Here is a 16404-nt window from a genome sequence, read left to right as displayed (position 1 = left end):
AGACCGCCGAAAATGTCGCGCCCTACCGAGACCGCAACCCTCACTCCCATGGACGCGCTGCTCGCGATCCTCGATCTCGAGAAGCTCGAGGAAAACCTGTTCCGCGGATTGAGCCCGCAAGTCGGCTGGCAGCGGGTGTTCGGCGGGCAGGTGATCGGCCAGGCGCTGGTCGCCGCCCAGCGCACCGTCGACGAAGGGCGTTATGTCCATTCGCTGCACGCCTATTTCATGCGGCCCGGCGACCCTTCCGTTCCGATCATCTACGAGGTCGACCGCATCCGCGACGGCTCGAGCTTCGCGACGCGGCGCGTGGTGGCGATCCAGCACGGCAACGCGATCTTCGCGATGTCGGCCTCCTTCCAATATGACGAGGGCGGTTTCGATCATCAGGTCCGGATGCCGGACGTGCCGATGCCGGAGACCTTGCCAGGCGAACGGGAGCTCAAGGAGAAGTTCCTCGTTCACGCGCCGGAGGCGATCCGCCGCTACTGGGAACGGCCGCGGCCGATCGAGATTCGGCCGGTGTCGCTGGAGCAGTATTTCTCGCGTGACGAGGCTTCGCGCGAAAGGATCCTGCGGGATGGGGCGCTTCCGACGCAGAACGTCTGGGTCAAGGCGGTCGGCTCGGTGCCGGACGAACGGCATCTGCAGGCGGCCGTCCTTGCCTACCTCTCCGACATGACGCTGCTCGACACCTCCCTCTACGCCCACGGCACCTCCGTGTTCGACCGGTCCCTGCAGGTCGCGAGCCTCGATCACGCCATGTGGTTTCACCGCCCGTCCAGGATGGACGATTGGCTGCTTTACGCCCAGGACAGCCCGAACGCGCACGGTGCGCGCGGCATGACTCGCGGCTGCCTTTACGATCGCTCGGGCGCGCTGATTGCCTCCGTGGCGCAGGAGGGATTGATTCGTAAAAAGGCAATTGAATAAAAAATGCGCAATTCTGAATTTTTGCATATTTTTTAGGCTGAATAACTGACGTCTTTTTTAGCATTCTGCGGGGAACGCGCCGTGAAATGCGGTTTTTTCGTGTTTTTCCGGCATTTCAGGCCGCTTCATCGAATCTGGCACGCCCCTTGAATGTGGTTTCCCAGTTGCCCGGCGCCTCAGCGCTTAAAGCAGCCAGGAGAGACGGCCTCCCGCCGGAGGCAGACAAGGATGGGAACTGATGAAAATTGTGATGGCCATTATCAAGCCGTTCAAGCTCGATGAGGTTCGCGAAGCCCTCACCGCCGTTGGCATTCAGGGTTTGACCGTAACCGAAGTGAAGGGCTACGGCCGCCAGAAGGGGCACACCGAAATCTACCGCGGCACCGAGTATGCCGTGAGCTTCCTGCCGAAGCTGAAAGTCGAGGTCGCGGTCCCGACGGAGATCGTCGACAAGGCCGTGGAGGCGATCGCCTCGGCCGCCAAGACGGGTCAGATCGGTGACGGCAAGATCTTCGTCTATTCGATTGACCACGCCGTGCGCATCCGCACCGGCGAAACCGATTCAGAAGCGTTGTAAAACCACGCCGAGCAGGGAGCTTTCTTCGATGTCGTCATTCAACCTTTCCACCTCTCTTCGACGCGTGGGCGCAACCGCTGCCGCCTTGCTTGCGCCGGTCGTTGCATTCGCCCAGGAGGCGGCGCCTGCCGCTGCCGAGGCAGCCGCAGCAACGCCGGTTCCCGACAAGGCCGACACGACCTTCATGTTCATCTCGACGCTGCTGGTGCTCTTCATGCTGATCCCGGGCCTGGCGCTGTTCTATGGCGGCCTGGTGCGCGCCAAGAACATGCTGTCGGTGCTCATGCAATGCACCGTCGTCGGCGCCACGATGATGATCGTGTGGGTGGTCTACGGCTATTCCTTCGCCTTTGGCGGCTCGGAGAGCGCCTATTTCGGCGGTTTTGCCAAGCTCTTCCTCGCAGGCGTGACGGTCGACAGCACGTCGGCCACCTTCAGCGAGGGCGTGGTCATCCCGGAATACATCTTCATGCTGTTCCAGATGACCTTCGCAGCCCTCACCCCGGCGCTGATCGTCGGCGCCTTTGCCGAGCGCATCAAGTTCTCGGCAGCGATCCTCTTCGCCGTCCTCTGGGCGACCTTCGTCTACTTCCCGATCGCGCACATGGTCTGGGACGCCAACGGTCTGCTGTTCGGCATGGGTGCGCTTGACTTTGCCGGCGGCACGGTCGTGCATATCAATGCCGGCATCGCCGGGCTCGTCGGCGCGATCATGGTCGGCAAGCGCACCGGCTACGGCCGCGACATGATGGCACCGCATTCGATGACGCTGACGCTCGTCGGCGCGGCCATGCTGTGGTTCGGCTGGTTCGGCTTCAATGCCGGCTCCAACCTGGAAGCTTCCGGCGGTGCGGTTCTCGCGACGGTCAACACCTTCCTGGCGACCGCCGCGGCAGTGCTCTCCTGGTGCGTCGTCGAAACCCTCACGCGTGGCAAGGCCTCGATGCTCGGCGCCGCTTCCGGCATGATCGCCGGTCTCGTCGCCGTCACCCCGGCCGCCGGCATAGCCGGACCGATGGGCGCCATCATCATGGGCCTCGCCGTCTCGCCGCTCTGCTACTTCTTCGTCTCGGTCATCAAGAACAAGTTCGGCTATGACGACACGGCGGACGTCTTCGGCGTGCACGGGGTCGGCGGCTTCTTCGGGGCGCTCGCAACCGGCATCTTCGCCTCCGCATCGCTCGGCGGCATCGGTTATGCCGACGGCGTCACCATGGGCAGCCAGTTCATGACCCAGCTCACCGCCGTCGTCATCACGATCGTCTGGTGCGGCGTGGTCTCGGCGATCCTCTACAAGGTGGTCGACGCGCTCGTCGGCCTGCGGGTGACGGTCGAAGCGGAGCGCGAAGGTCTCGACCTCTCCTCCCACGGCGAAGCCGCCTACCACATCAGCTAAGCGAATCGCGGCGCCGGCAAACGGCGTCGCCAACAGTCCCGTCGCGGTCCGCTTTCGTGGATCGCCCTTGGCCCGGCTCCCCGCGATCCGGGCTTTTTTTGTGGACCGCCGCTGCACACGCTCATGGTTAATGTCGCATTAACCCTGCTCAGCTTAGGTTGTTTCCATGGCACGCAATGTGTCCGGTGCATCCTCGCTCGCGCGATCCCAGCGGACGGCGGCATGCTCCGACGGCAAACGACCGGACGTTCCCATTCGACAATCGCGTGGCGCTCCGGCGGATCGAAACGGGCAGCAGGCAATATGAGCAGAAGCAATACCGCAGCGCTTGACAGCCGTTCCAACCAGTTCGTGCTGAGCATCTTCCTCTGGCGCCAATTGGCGTCGCTGGCGGGGTTTGCCCTCCTCGGCGCGCTGGCGCTCGCCATTGCCGCCCTGTCGACCTGGAACGTTGCCGACCCGAGCTTTTCCTATGCGACCTCGGCGGAGCCGACCAACCTGCTCGGCTATGGCGGCGCCGCCTTCGCCGATATCTTCATGCAGTTCTTCGGGCTGGCGAGCGTCGTCGCCTTGCTGCCGGTCGTCGCCTGGGCCTTCGTGCTGATCGGCAACAAGCCCTTCGACAGGGTCCTGAAGCGGTTCGGCTCCTGGTTCCTCGGCACGGTGCTTGCGAGTGCCGCACTCAGCTGCGTGCCGGCGCCGATCACCTGGCCGCTGCCGAACGGCCTCGGCGGCGTCTTCGGCGACATGATCCTGCGCTTCCCGGCGCTTTTCACCGGCGCCTTTCCGACCGGTACCTTCGCGACCATTCTTGCCTGTCTGTTCGTCGCTTCGGCGGCCTGGGCCCTGGTCTACAGTGCCGGGCTTATCGGCATCAGCGAAGAGGACGAGGGGGAGCAGGTACCGGAACCTGCCCCGAGCAAGGCGCGCACCATCCGCGACGAACTCGAGGACGACGAAGACGAGGGTCCGCTGACCCTGCTGATGGGATCGCTCGCCCATATGCGCTACACGGCGCAAGCCCGGCTGCGCCGAGCCTTTGGCATCAGCGCTTCCCGCTCGGCGAAACGGCCGGACGAGCCTTATGATTTCAACGACGACGAGTTCGGCACGCTCAACGAGCCGGTTCGCCCGAAGGCCTTCTCGTCGGCCGATCGGATCGAGCCGTCGCTCGATCGCGCCGAGCGCCGCATCGTCACGCCGCCCTCGATCGCCGTCGACGACGAGCCGCCCTTCGACATCGACGAGCGCCGCCCCGCCGGCATCCTGCCGGACGACGACGAGGATGATGTCGCCGCCGACTGGGCGCCGCGGCCGGCACCCGCGAGGCCCGCTATGGCTGGGCCCGCATCAAGGGTCTCGGCGCCGCCGCCACGACCGAAGGGCGGCCAACGCATCGAGCGCGAGGCGCAGCGCTCCTTCGTCGAGGACGACGGCGATTTCGTGCTTCCGCCGATCCATTTCCTCGCAGAGCCGAAAAATGTCGCGCGCGATGCTTCGCTTTCGACCGATGCGCTGGAGCAGAACGCCCGCATGCTCGAGGGCGTGCTCGAGGATTTCGGCGTCAAGGGCGAGATCATCCACGTCCGACCGGGGCCCGTCGTCACGCTTTACGAGCTCGAACCCGCGCCCGGCATCAAGTCGTCCCGCGTCATCGGCCTTGCCGACGATATCGCCCGTTCGATGAGCGCGATCGCCGCCCGCGTCGCCGTCGTGCCGGGCCGCAACGCCATCGGCATCGAACTGCCCAACCAGCGGCGCGAGATGGTCTATCTGCGTGAGCTGATCGGCTCGCGCGATTTCGAGACGACCAAGACGAAGCTCGCCATGGCGCTCGGCAAGACGATCGGCGGCGAGCCGGTCATTGCCGACCTCGCGAAGATGCCGCACCTGCTTGTCGCCGGTACCACCGGCTCGGGCAAGTCGGTGGCGATCAACACGATGATCCTGTCGCTCGTCTATAGGCTTACGCCGGAGCAATGCCGCCTGATCATGATCGACCCGAAAATGCTGGAGCTCTCGGTCTATGACGGCATTCCGCACCTGCTCTCGCCGGTCGTGACGGACCCGAAGAAGGCCGTCGTCGCGCTCAAATGGACAGTGCGCGAGATGGAGGAGCGCTACAAGAAGATGTCGAAGATCGGCGTGCGCAACATCGACGGCTTCAACAGCCGCGTCGAGCAGGCGCTTTTGAAGGGCGAGGCGATCACCCGCACCGTCCAGACCGGCTTCGACCGCCAGACGGGGGAGGCGATCTACGAGACGGAGGAATTCGACCTTTCGCCGATGCCTTACATCGTCGTCATCATCGACGAGATGGCCGACCTGATGATGGTCGCCGGCAAGGATATTGAAGGCGCCGTGCAGCGGCTGGCGCAAATGGCCCGTGCGGCCGGCATCCACGTGATCATGGCGACGCAGCGCCCGTCCGTCGACGTCATTACCGGCACGATCAAGGCGAACTTCCCGACCCGCATCTCGTTCCAGGTGACGTCGAAGATCGACAGCCGCACCATCCTCGGCGAGCAGGGCGCCGAGCAGCTCCTGGGGCAGGGCGACATGCTCTATATGGCCGGCGGCGGGCGCATCCAGCGCGTGCACGGCCCCTTCGTGTCAGACACGGAGGTAGAGGAAGTCGTTTCCTACCTGAAATCGCAGGGAACGCCGCAGTATCTCGATGCGATCACCGCGGACGACGACGAGGACGGCGAGGGCGGTCCGGCGGGAACCTCCAATCTCGCCGATTCCGAGGATCCATACGACCAGGCCGTGGCGATCGTGCTGCGCGATGGCAAGGCTTCCACCTCCTATGTGCAACGGCGCCTCGGCATCGGCTATAATCGGGCAGCCTCGCTGATCGAGCGCATGGAGCAGGAGGGTATCATCGGACCGGCGAACCATGCCGGAAAGCGTGAGATTCTCGTACCCACGGAGGCGGAGATTTCCGGCCGCTGACGCCGCGTCGCGTGCCGGTAACGATCATTTGATCACGATGCATTGCGGGTTCTGGCAACGCCTTGAAGACGCCCCAGTTGCTCTCCAAATGATCCTTAATTGAAGGAGACTGCGATGACAGAGACAAAAACCGGCGAAATCGGAGTTCGGCCCATCTCGCGGCGCCTCTTCGTTTGCGGTCTGGCGGCTTTCGCCGGAACGGCCGGCACGCTGCTAAACACGCCACGCGCCTCGGCACAGGCGTCGAGCGTCGCCCAGAAGATCGCCGATCATTTCTCGTCGGTGAAGACGATGGCTGGAGAGTTCGTGCAGTTCGGCCCGCGCGGCGAACAGACCGGCGGCAAGTTCTATATCCGCCGGCCCGGGCGTATCCGCTTCAATTACGAGGCCCCTTCGCCGATGCGCGTGATCGCCGACGGCAGATCGGTGGTCATCGGCAATATGAAGCTCAAGACCTGGGACATCTATCCCTTGTCGAAGACGCCGCTGAAGCTCTTGCTCAGCGAAAGGATCGATCTCAGCAGCAGGATGGTGCGCGCCGTCCGGGAAGAGTCCGACCTCATCACCATCGTGCTCGGCGACCGTTCGATCTTCGGCGATTCGACGATCACGATGATGTTCGACCCGAAGACCTACAACCTCAGGCAATGGACGATCACCGACGCGCAGAAGAAGGACACCTCGGTGATGATCTTCAACGTCAGGACCGGGTTGCAACTGGACGACAAGGTCTTCCGCATTCCCTATGACGAGGTGCGCAACAGGGGCGGCGGCTGATCACGCCAGCTCTGACCACAGCATTGATGGGCCGCCTTCGGGCGGCCCTTTTTCGTGGCTTGCCGAAACCGGCCGGAGCTGGTTAAAAGCTTCCGCGCTGCCGGACGCGACTCCCTGACCGGCGGCATCTTCCTGGAGCGGAATGCGCTCACATGCGTTCGCACGCCCGCTCTATCCCTTTGTTTATGCCCCATTTATGCGACGTCAGGTGATTCCACCTGGCTGCAAAATGCTCCAAGGTTCGAAAATGGTCCTTTCCATCGCCACGTGGAACATCAACTCCGTACGCCTGCGCATGCCTCTGGTGGTGCGCTTCCTCGAAGAATGGCAGCCGGACGTCCTGTGCCTGCAGGAGACGAAGTGCCCGAACGAACAGTTCCCTTCGGCGCCGCTCAAGAACCTCGGCTACAGATATATCGAGATGCACGGGCAGAAAGGCTATCACGGCGTCGCCACCATATCGCGCTTGCCGCTGACCGAACTGACCGATCGCCGGGATTATTGCGGCGTCGGCGACGCGCGCCACCTGTCCGTCGTCTTCGATGCCGGGGGTCGACGAATCCGGTTGCACAATTTCTATGTCCCGGCCGGCGGCGACGAGCCGGACCGCACGATCAACCCGAAGTTCGGCCACAAGCTCGATTTCGTCGAGGAGATGAAGCTGCTGCATGCCGAGGCCGAAGCGGGCATGTCGTCGGTCCTTGTCGGAGACCTCAACATCGCGCCGCTCGAGCACGACGTCTGGTCACACAAGCAGCTGCTGAATATCGTCAGCCATACGCCGATCGAAACCGAGGGGCTGACCGCGGTGATGGCTGGAGGTGCCTGGGTCGACCTCATGCGCCAGCACACACCGGTGCCGGAAAAGCTCTATACCTGGTGGAGCTATCGGGCGAAGGATTGGGCAGCCGCCGACCGCGGCCGCCGGCTCGATCACATCTGGTCTTCCGCCGACCTCGCGCGGCAGCTCACGCGCGTCGATATCCTGAGAGAAGCCCGCGCCTGGGATCGCCCGTCGGACCACGTACCGGTGATCGCGCGCTTCGAGCTTTGAGGCCTTCGGATTTGCCTCTCTCCTCGAGTTTAACCCGAGGAGCGGGGCAAATCCTACTGGCGCTCACTTACGCAAAACGACCGGCGAGCGCCTCGACACGGCGGATCATCGCCTGGAGATTGTCGCGGATGCGGGCTTCGACGAGCACGGTGACCTCCGGATATTCCTCCAGCATGCGGCGGAAGAGCGGCCGGTTGATACGGATCACTTCGCTGTCCTCTTCGGCGGTTGCCGTGAACTTGCGTTCCACCATGGAGATCAGCGCCAGTTCCGAGAGCAGCGCACCGAGACCGGCGATCCCGATCGGCTGCGGTTTTCCGTCGAAATCCGCCTTCGTCAGCGAAAAGCGACCGGAAGCGACCGCATAGGCGCAGTCGGCAGGCGCGCCTTCGCGGAAAAGCTCATGGCCCTTGGCGACCCGGCGGCGCTCGGCGCCGAAGGCGATCAGGCGCAGCTTGTCCTCGCCGATGTCGGCAAAGAGCGCGATGTCGGACAGAAGCGCAATGTCGTCATTGAGCGCCAAGCGGGCATACTCCGGCTAATCAAATTGCGGTCCGGGAACGCGTTTTCCCGAATTCCCGCTCTAGGGGACGATCTTGTAACCGCCGTTCTCTGTCACCAAAATCTCGGCATTGGAAGGGTCACGCTCGATTTTCTGGCGCAGTCGGTAGACATGCGTCTCCAGCGTGTGGGTCGTCACGCCGGAATTGTAGCCCCAGACTTCCTCGAGCAGCACGTCGCGGGTGACGACCTTCTGATCGGCGCGGTAGAGATAGCGGATGATCGCCGCTTCCTTTTCGGTCAGCCGGATCTTCTGGCCGTTCTCCATGGTGAGCAGCTTCTGGCTCGGCTTGAACGTATAGGGGCCGACGCTGAAAGTGGCATCCTCGCTCTGCTCGTGCTGGCGAAGCTGGGCGCGGATGCGGGCAAGCAGCACGGCGAAGCGGAAGGGCTTGGAGACATAATCGTTGGCGCCGGCCTCGAGCCCGAGGATCGTGTCGGAGTCGGTGTCATGCCCAGTGAGCATGATGATCGGTGCCTTGAACCCGCCCTTGCGCAGAAGCTTCACCGCCTCGCGCCCGTCCATGTCCGGCAAGCCGACATCCATGATGAGAAGATCCACCTGGCGGGCGCGCGCCGTCTGGATGCCCTTCCCGGCGGTCGCCTCCTGCAGAAGCTCAAACTCCTCGTAGAGAGAAAGCTGTTCTATCAGCGTCTCACGCAGGTCATGGTCATCGTCGACAAGGAGGATGGTGCGGGTCGCCATGGGGCAATTCCTGTTTGCTTCCTGAATCAAAACTATCTCATATGCCGCTATTGGCAAGCGCTACGGGCGGTTGAGGCCCATATAGACCATCGTGCTTATGGTCGCGGTGAGATCACGGCAAGGCAATTATCTGTGAGAATGAAGCGCAAGAAAAAGTCGGGAGTAAGATCGGATTCCATCGTCGTAAGGGCCGCCCCGCGAGACCGCAAACGGGCTCTTGTGCAGTTCGGCGGCAGAACTGTGGAGGCGGCGATCGGGCGAAGCGGCATCAGCATCCTGAAGCGGGAAGGCGACGGGGCGACGCCACACGGGACGATGAAGCTGATCGGCGGCTATTTGCGTCGCGACCGCGTGCTCCTGCCGCCGTCCGCGTTGCCGATGAAGGCGATCCGCCGCGGCATGCTCTGGTGCGACGCCCCGAGCCACGCCTGCTACAATCGCCCGGTCAATGCACCCTTCGCCGCAAGCCACGAGAGCATGATGCGCGACGACGGGCTCTACGACGTCTGCCTCGTCATGGACTGGAACATCTCTTCAAGGCGCCGCCAGGCGGGCTCCGCGATCTTCTTCCACCTCATCCGCCCAGGCTACGAGCCGACGCAAGGCTGCATTGCCGTCAGCCTGCCCACGATGAGACGGATGATCCGGCACATGCGTCCGGGAATGGTGGTGAAGGTCGTCTGACGCCTCACTTGGCCGTGAGCATTCGCGGCGTGACGAAGCGGGCGAGACGGCCCTTGCCGGCGGCGACATCCGCCCATTGCTCGACGTCGAGTTCGATGACGGCAAGCCCGGCCGTTGGGAATTTCTCACGAAGACGCGGCAGGTCCTCGCCGCTTCCGGCCAACAGCAGCGCCAGTTCCGCCATCCCCGGATTGTGCCCGACGAGCATAAGGTCGTGCACGGACGGCTCCACGCCGCGTATGACATTGAGGATGGCGGGAGCGGCGACCTCGTAGATGCCGACGGCATCGCGGACTTCGACGCTTGCCGGCAGGGCCTTGGCGACGAGCTCCCAGGTTTCCTGGGCGCGTCGCGCCGTCGAAACCAGTGCGAGGTCCGGAACGAGCCCGTGTTCGGCCATGTAGGCGCCGATGATCGGCGCCGCCTTGCGTCCGCGCCCGGCAAGCGGCCGACGATGATCGGCAATGCCTTCCGGCCATGCCGATTTGGCGTGGCGGAGCAGCATCAGGCGCTTTGTCGGTTTGTCGGCCATGGCAGTTCTTCGTCTATGACCAAGGGAACCCGACCATTGTCGCACCGTCAGCGCCGCTTGTCTCCCGAGAAGCAGGAAGAGACTGGACTACCCCTTTCCACAAGCGGGAAGGATACGGCACCCGCGGCGCCTTCCTTCTATCCTCGGGGCCGGTGAGGCCGGGGCAGTGGTGAAGAATGGACGGAGCGGCGCAGCACGGAAAGCCCCACCCCCTTGTGGGGAGGGGTCAAACCTGAACGCCTGGAGGGCACCCCGGAGCGGGAAAGGCCTAATCCGCCTATTTCCACTCGCGGATGTCGACGAAGTGGCCTGCGACCGCAGCCGCGGCGGCCATGGCGGGCGAGACCAGGTGCGTACGTCCCTTGAAGCCCTGGCGGCCTTCGAAGTTGCGGTTCGAGGTCGAGGCGCAGCGCTCGCCCGGCTTCAGCCGGTCGTCGTTCATCGCCAGGCACATGGAGCAGCCGGGCTCGCGCCAGTCGAAGCCAGCCTCCTTGAAGATCTTGTCGAGGCCCTCCGCTTCCGCCTGCTCCTTCACGAGACCGGAGCCCGGCACGATCATCGCCGAGACGGTCGGGGCGACCTTGCGGCCCTCGACGACCTTGGCGACGGCACGCAGGTCCTCGATGCGGCCATTGGTGCAGGAGCCGATGAAGACGCGGTCGATGGCGATGTCGGTGATTTTCGTGCCCGGCTTCAGGCCCATATAGTCGAGGGCACGCCACTTCGAAGCGCGTTTCGTTTCGTCCCCAATTTCGTCGGGGTTCGGAACCACGCCTTGGACCGAAACGACGTCTTCCGGGGACGACCCCCAGGAGACGATCGGCGGCAGGTTGGCGGCGTCGAGCACGACGACGCGGTCGTAATGGGCGCCCTCGTCCGTGTTGAGCGTCTTCCAATAATCGAGCGCCATGTCCCAGGCCTTGCCCTTGGGGGCGCGCGGCCGGTCCTTGATATAGGCAAAAGTGGTCTCGTCCGGCGCGATCAGGCCGGCGCGGGCGCCGCCTTCGATCGTCATGTTGCAGACGGTCATGCGCCCTTCCATCGAGAGCGACCGGATCGCCTCGCCGGCAAACTCGATGACGTGGCCGGTGCCGCCGGCCGTGCCGATCTCACCGATGATGGCAAGGATGATGTCCTTGGCGGTGACGCCCGGAGGTAACTGGCCATCGACTCGCACCAGCATGTTCTTCGCCTTCTTCTGGATCAGCGTTTGCGTCGCCAGAACATGCTCGACTTCCGAGGTACCGATGCCGTGCGCCAGCGCGCCGAAGGCGCCATGCGTCGAAGTGTGGCTGTCACCGCAGACGATCGTCATGCCCGGCAGCGTGAAGCCCTGCTCGGGGCCGACGATGTGGACGATGCCCTGGCGCTTGTCGTTCTCCGAATAATATTCCACGCCGAAATCGGCGGCGTTCCTGGCGAGCGCCTCGACCTGGATGCGGCTCTCCTCGTTCTTGATGCCGAGGTGGCGATCCGGCGAGGTCGGCACGTTGTGGTCGACGACGGCGAGCGTCTTTTCCGGCGCCCGTACCTTGCGGCCGGCCATCCTGAGCCCCTCGAAGGCCTGCGGACTCGTCACCTCGTGCACGAGGTGACGGTCGATGTAGAGAAGACAGGTGCCGTCCTCCTGCTGGTTTACGAGGTGATCGTCCCAGATCTTGTCATAAAGGGTACGCGGTGCGCTCATGGCGAAATATCCATCGAATTGTCCATACGGGAAAGCCGGCGGGCGGCCGGAAACGGCACTGATCGAGCGATCAGGATAGGCGGCTCGTAAGCGCGCCGCAAACGCGCGCGAAGAAGCGGGCCGGCAGACGCTTATGGTCCTGCAGCACGACGATCTTCTGTTCGCGACATCCGAATTTGGATTCCATGGCCGCTGCTCATATCAATTTTTCAAGGGCTCCGCAATTGGCGAGATCGTACCGCGCCGCCCTGGCGCGCTCACCAGTCGGCCGGACAATGATCCGGATATTTGCTGTGTGTGCCTCTCGTGGCCAGCTTGCGAACAAAGTTAAAAAGACGTTAACCTTCTGATGGACGCCGTTAAAGTTGCTTGTGGGTTAACACCGCGTGAGCTTGTGCCGGGATTCCGGTTCACCCTGTCGTGTGGTTAGAGTCAGGTCATGAAGACTGTTTCGATCGAGGTCAGGCCCGGAGAGCCGCATGAAGCGGCGGCGATTGCCTCTGTGCATCGCGCCTCCTGGCTGCAGGCCTATGGCGGCCTGATCCCGCACCGGCCGTTAATCCGGATGGTCAACCGCCGCGATGAGACCTGGTGGCGAAAGGCGACTCGCGGACCGGCGACGCTGCTCGTCATCGACGTGGCCGGAACGATAGCCGGCTACGCGACACTCGGCTTGAGCCGCGCACGGGCGCTGCCGCAGGAAGGCGAGATCTACGAGCTCTATCTCCGCCCCGAATACCAGGGCATGGGGCTCGGGCGCATCCTGTTCCGCGAGGCCAGGAGCCTTTTGAGGTCGCTCGGTTGCGAGGGGCTCGTCGTCTGGTGCCTCGAAGAGAGCGATCAGGCCTATCAATTCTTCCACTCGGCCGGCGGCAACGATGTCGCAGAAGGCATGGAGGATTTCGGCGAAAAGCATCTGAAGAAGGTCGGCTTCGTCTGGAACTGAGCGTGCCCTGCGCAGCAAGCCTCAAAGGTTGAGCGGGAAAACTTCCGACCTGCCTCTATTTGGCCGCGGGGACTGCCTAGGCAATTCCACCCCTCGGACGAAAGTCATGTTGCAATGCGGCATGTTTCCCTTTATCCGACGGGGCGATTTTTCAAATTGGCCTGGAGGTGCTCATGCGGATCGACGCGATTTCCATCGGGAAGAATCCACCGGAAGATGTCAACGTGATCGTGGAAGTCCCCGTTGGCGGGCATCCGATCAAGTATGAAATGGACAAGGAAGCGGGCACGTTGGTCGTCGACCGCTTCCTCTATACGCCGATGACCTATCCGGGCAATTACGGTTTCGTGCCGCACACGCTTTCCGACGACGGCGATCCGATCGATGTCTTGATCTGCAACACGCGCCCGCTGGTGCCGGGCTGCGTCATCAATGTTCGCCCGATCGGGGTGATGATGATGGAAGACAATTCCGGCAAGGACGAGAAGATCATTGCCGTGCCGTCCGGACACCTGACCAAACGCTACGACAAGGTGCATGACTACACCGACCTGCCGGAAATCACGCTCAAGCAGATCGAGCACTTCTTCGAGCACTATAAGGACCTCGAGCCCGGCAAATGGGTGAAGATCTTCGGCTGGAAGGATGCGAGCGTCGCCCGGCAGCTGATCGTCGAGGCGATTGAACGCGCCAAGGCTAAAAAGTAACCAAGTCAGTGTCGCCGACGAAGGCCGCGCACACATTTTTCCTCAGCGCGCGCGAATCGCGGCGAGCCGTTTTTCGATCTCCTCCGGGTCGGCTTCGATCCGGAGGATTTTCTTGCGCTGCGTGTCGCCGGCAACAAGCGAGATTCTGTTCTTCGCCACACCGAATTCCTGGCGATGAGCGCGACCAGGGCTTGGTTCGCCTTGCCCTTCTCCGGCACGGCGCGCACCCGCACCTTGAGATGCTCCTCGCCGTCGGCGCCCGCCTCGAAGCCGTCGATCGCGTCGCGGCTTGCGTTCGGCGTCAGGCGCACCATAAGGCGCGCATGATCGCCGAGAGCGGTGAAGGCCTTGGCCACTTATCCGAGCAGCGCCGAAGCGACAGTGGTGTTCAGGAAATACCAGATGAAATAGAGGATCACCAGGACGACCAGCGGCGACAGATCGATGCCGCCCATGTCAGGCAGGAAACGACGGATCGGGCGATAGAGGGGTTCGGTCAGCTGGTAGAGCGAACGGCCGATCATGTTGATCGCCTGGTTGTTCACATTGATCACGTTGAAGGCGTAGAGCCAGGAGAAGATGGCCGATGCGATGATCAGGAACCAGGCGATATTGATGATGAGATTCAAGGTTGCGATGACTGCGAGCATGCCGGTCTCCAATTCGTCGTTGACAGACATGTAGACATTGGGAACTAAACGGGCAAGTACGTCGCTTGGCGCCGCCCAATCATGTTTAATGCCAACGGCGGTCGATTCTGTCCCATCAGATCGGTCAGAATCGACTGCCATTGGCATTGCGACATGGTCCGCCACAATTTCCCTCCGAGGAGTGCTTTCCGCCATGTCGGCCGATCATGCCGAGCATCGCTTCGCCGCCTTCCGCCATGTCGGCTACCGACGCTATTTCTTCTCGCGCTTTCTTGGCTATTTCGCCGTGCAGATCATGTCCGTCGCGGTCGGCTGGCAGATCTACGATCTGACGCGCGATCCCTTCGCGCTCGGGCTCATCGGCCTCTTCCAGTTCCTGCCGTCACTCGTTCTGATCCTCGTCACCGGCAGCGTCGCCGATCGCTACAACCGTCGCGTCATCATGGGACTTTGCATGCTCGTCAGTATGGTTTGCGCGGCGGCGCTGCTGATCCTGACGGTGACTGGCCTGTTTTCGCCCTGGCCGGTCTATGCAATCCTGATTGTCTTCGGTATCGAACGGGCATTCCTGGCGCCCGCCGCCCAGTCGCTCGCGCCCAATCTCGTGCCGCCCGAGGATCTGGCGAATGCGATTGCCTGGAACTCGACGTCCTGGCAGACGGCGACGATCGTCGGGCCGGTGGCAGGCGGTTTGATCTACGGTCTTGGCCCGACGGTCCCCTATGCGGTCAGTCTCTCTTTCTTCGCCGCGGCGTCGCTCATGGTGTTTGCCGTGCCGAAGCCGGCGCAACGCTCGCCCGCCGGGGCGCAGAGCTGGCAGACGATCACCGCCGGTTTCCGCTACATCAAGGCCCAGAAAATTGTGCTCGGGGCGATATCGCTCGACCTTTTCGCCGTGCTGCTCGGCGGCGCCATTGCGCTGATGCCGGTCTTTGCGCGCGACATCCTCGTGCTCGGACCCTGGGGCCTGGGGCTCCTGCGGGCCGCTCCAGGCATCGGCGCCGTCGGCATGGCCCTCTGGCTTGCCACCCACCCGATCCGCAGCCGGGCCGGCCTCTACATGTTCGCCGGCGTCGCGCTTTTCGGTCTTGCCACTGTCGTCTTCGGCCTGTCCACGACGGCCTGGCTTTCGATCGCAGCACTTGTCGTCATGGGGGCGGCGGACATGATTTCGGTCTATGTGCGCGAAACCTTGATCGCGCTCTGGACCCCGGACGAGCTGCGCGGCAGGGTCAATGCCGTCAACATGGTCTTCGTCGGCGCTTCCAACGAGCTCGGGGAATTTCGCGCCGGCACCATGGCATCGGGCTTCGGTGCTGTATTCGCAGTGGTCTTCGGCGGGTTCGGTACTTTGCTCGTCGCGCTCCTCTGGGCGATCGGCATTCCGCAATTGCGCAGGATCGACACGCTCGACGTGCCGGAGGAACATCGGACGGAGTGACTCAGTGCGGAGGCTGAACTCTAGGCACCGTGCTCTCTGGTTCCGACTTGCGGGTCGATTCGCCAGCCGACGCGCTCCGATTGTCCGCGCCGCGCAAGAAGATCAGGTCGAGGAATTTCTCCATCCAGGTTCGCAAGGGGTGGTCGTGGAGCATGCGGCCGTCGAGATGGGCTTTGCCCATCTGGGCACCCGGAAGCACGAATCGGTGGGCACCGTGGACGACCCAACGATGCATCATCGCCCGGGTCAACTCGCCATGAAACTGAATGCCCCACGCATTTTCGCCATAGCGGAACGCCTGGTTGGGATAGGTGTCGCCCGTCGCCAGCAGTTCGGCGCCCCTCGGCAGGTCGAAGCCCTCGCGGTGGAAATGGTAGACCATGGCCGGCCACTCCATCAGCGCCTTGCCCGCTTTGGTGGCTTTCAGCGGATACCAGCCGATTTCGGTCATGCCCTCATGATGGGGCGCAACCGCGCCACCGAGATTTCGGGCGAGCATCTGCGCGCCGAGGCAGATTCCGAGATAGGGCTTGTTCTCTTTCAGCGGTACCGACAGCCAGTCGATCTCGCGGCGAACGAACTCCTCCTCGTCGTTTGCGCTCATCGGCCCGCCGAAAACGATGGTGCCGGAATGGGCCGCCAATGTCGGCGGCAAGTCGTCGCCGAGCGCCGGGCGACGGATATCGAGGCGGAATCCCATCTGCTCGAGTATGTGGCCGACACGACCGGCGCTCGATCGCTCCTGGTGCAGGATAATGAGGATCGGTTTCTTGGTGTCGCGGGCCTCTCGCGGCATCG

General features: G+C 63.2%; 16 protein-coding genes and 1 pseudogene. 10 read left to right on the top strand and 7 right to left on the bottom strand.

What is annotated here, in order from left to right; translation table 11 throughout:
* Positions 1-12 precede the first annotated feature (12 nt).
* The 6 genes from tesB to J2Z31_RS20305 all read left to right on the top strand — a co-directional run bounded on the left by tesB (position 13) and on the right by J2Z31_RS20305 (position 7692).
* A complete protein-coding gene (gene tesB, locus J2Z31_RS20330) occupies positions 13-933 on the top strand; it encodes an acyl-CoA thioesterase II (protein ID WP_209603988.1) in 921 nt (306 codons plus the stop codon).
* 238 nt (positions 934-1171) lie between these two features.
* Positions 1172-1510, top strand: a complete 339-nt coding sequence (locus J2Z31_RS20325; RefSeq protein WP_209603986.1) for a P-II family nitrogen regulator — start codon at positions 1172-1174, stop codon at positions 1508-1510.
* 28 nt (positions 1511-1538) lie between these two features.
* Complete coding sequence (locus J2Z31_RS20320) at positions 1539-2906, top strand: ammonium transporter (protein WP_209603984.1); 1368 nt, start codon at positions 1539-1541, stop codon at positions 2904-2906.
* A gap of 303 nt (positions 2907-3209) precedes the next feature.
* Positions 3210-5861, top strand: a complete 2652-nt coding sequence (locus J2Z31_RS20315) for an FtsK/SpoIIIE family DNA translocase (RefSeq protein WP_209603983.1) — start codon at positions 3210-3212, stop codon at positions 5859-5861.
* Positions 5862-5975: 114 nt separating this feature from the next.
* Positions 5976-6638 carry an outer membrane lipoprotein carrier protein LolA gene (locus tag J2Z31_RS20310; protein ID WP_209603981.1) on the top strand — a complete coding sequence of 221 codons (663 nt, stop codon included), beginning with the start codon at positions 5976-5978 and terminating at the stop codon, positions 6636-6638.
* A gap of 247 nt (positions 6639-6885) precedes the next feature.
* Positions 6886-7692 (top strand): exodeoxyribonuclease III, encoded by an 807-nt coding sequence (locus J2Z31_RS20305; protein ID WP_209603979.1) that lies wholly within the window; start codon positions 6886-6888, stop codon positions 7690-7692.
* Positions 7693-7759: 67 nt separating this feature from the next.
* Here the strand turns inward: J2Z31_RS20305 and J2Z31_RS20300 are convergent, their stop codons facing one another.
* Together J2Z31_RS20300 and J2Z31_RS20295 are read right to left on the bottom strand one after the other, a co-directional pair.
* A complete protein-coding gene (locus J2Z31_RS20300; protein ID WP_209603977.1) occupies positions 7760-8215 on the bottom strand; it encodes a Crp/Fnr family transcriptional regulator in 456 nt (151 codons plus the stop codon).
* Positions 8216-8275: 60 nt separating this feature from the next.
* Positions 8276-8959 carry a response regulator transcription factor gene (locus J2Z31_RS20295; protein WP_209603975.1) on the bottom strand — a complete coding sequence of 228 codons (684 nt, stop codon included), beginning with the start codon at positions 8957-8959 and terminating at the stop codon, positions 8276-8278.
* A 138-nt stretch (positions 8960-9097) separates the two neighbouring features.
* Between J2Z31_RS20295 and J2Z31_RS20290 the strand changes: the two genes are divergently transcribed.
* Positions 9098-9643, top strand: a complete 546-nt coding sequence (locus tag J2Z31_RS20290) for a L,D-transpeptidase family protein (protein ID WP_209603973.1) — start codon at positions 9098-9100, stop codon at positions 9641-9643.
* A gap of 4 nt (positions 9644-9647) precedes the next feature.
* Here J2Z31_RS20290 and J2Z31_RS20285 read toward each other — a convergent pair whose 3' ends face one another.
* Together J2Z31_RS20285 and leuC are read right to left on the bottom strand one after the other, a co-directional pair.
* The gene (locus J2Z31_RS20285; protein ID WP_209603971.1) at positions 9648-10175 is read right to left on the bottom strand and encodes a SixA phosphatase family protein; all 528 of its coding nucleotides are present in this window, start codon (positions 10173-10175) and stop codon (positions 9648-9650) included.
* Between the two features lie 277 nt (positions 10176-10452).
* Positions 10453-11862 (bottom strand): 3-isopropylmalate dehydratase large subunit, encoded by a 1410-nt coding sequence (gene leuC / locus J2Z31_RS20280; RefSeq protein ID WP_209603969.1) that lies wholly within the window; start codon positions 11860-11862, stop codon positions 10453-10455.
* Positions 11863-12301: 439 nt separating this feature from the next.
* Here leuC and J2Z31_RS20275 point away from each other — a divergent pair, with 439 nt between their 5' ends.
* Complete coding sequence (locus J2Z31_RS20275; RefSeq protein WP_209603967.1) at positions 12302-12808, top strand: GNAT family N-acetyltransferase; 507 nt, start codon at positions 12302-12304, stop codon at positions 12806-12808.
* Positions 12809-12981: 173 nt separating this feature from the next.
* Positions 12982-13515 (top strand): inorganic diphosphatase, encoded by a 534-nt coding sequence (gene ppa, locus J2Z31_RS20270; RefSeq protein ID WP_209603965.1) that lies wholly within the window; start codon positions 12982-12984, stop codon positions 13513-13515.
* 42 nt (positions 13516-13557) lie between these two features.
* Here ppa and J2Z31_RS20265 read toward each other — a convergent pair.
* Both J2Z31_RS20265 and J2Z31_RS20260 read right to left on the bottom strand, forming a co-directional pair.
* A pseudogene (locus J2Z31_RS20265) lies at positions 13558-13829 on the bottom strand (DUF167 family protein).
* A 42-nt stretch (positions 13830-13871) separates the two neighbouring features.
* Complete coding sequence (locus J2Z31_RS20260; RefSeq protein ID WP_209603963.1) at positions 13872-14165, bottom strand: YggT family protein; 294 nt, start codon at positions 14163-14165, stop codon at positions 13872-13874.
* Positions 14166-14358: 193 nt separating this feature from the next.
* Here J2Z31_RS20260 and J2Z31_RS20255 point away from each other — a divergent pair, with 193 nt between their 5' ends.
* Positions 14359-15606, top strand: coding sequence for an MFS transporter (locus J2Z31_RS20255; protein ID WP_209603961.1), 1248 nt, complete (start codon positions 14359-14361; stop codon positions 15604-15606).
* Position 15607: 1 nt separating this feature from the next.
* Here J2Z31_RS20255 and J2Z31_RS20250 read toward each other — a convergent pair whose 3' ends face one another.
* Positions 15608-16402 (bottom strand): glutamine amidotransferase, encoded by a 795-nt coding sequence (locus J2Z31_RS20250; protein ID WP_234939548.1) that lies wholly within the window; start codon positions 16400-16402, stop codon positions 15608-15610.
* Positions 16403-16404: the final 2 nt, after the last annotated feature.

Origin of the sequence: Sinorhizobium kostiense, from assembly GCF_017874595.1 — a bacterium.
GTDB lineage: Bacteria > Pseudomonadota > Alphaproteobacteria > Rhizobiales > Rhizobiaceae > Sinorhizobium > Sinorhizobium kostiense.
This window is presented reverse-complemented; position numbering and strand designations above follow the sequence as displayed.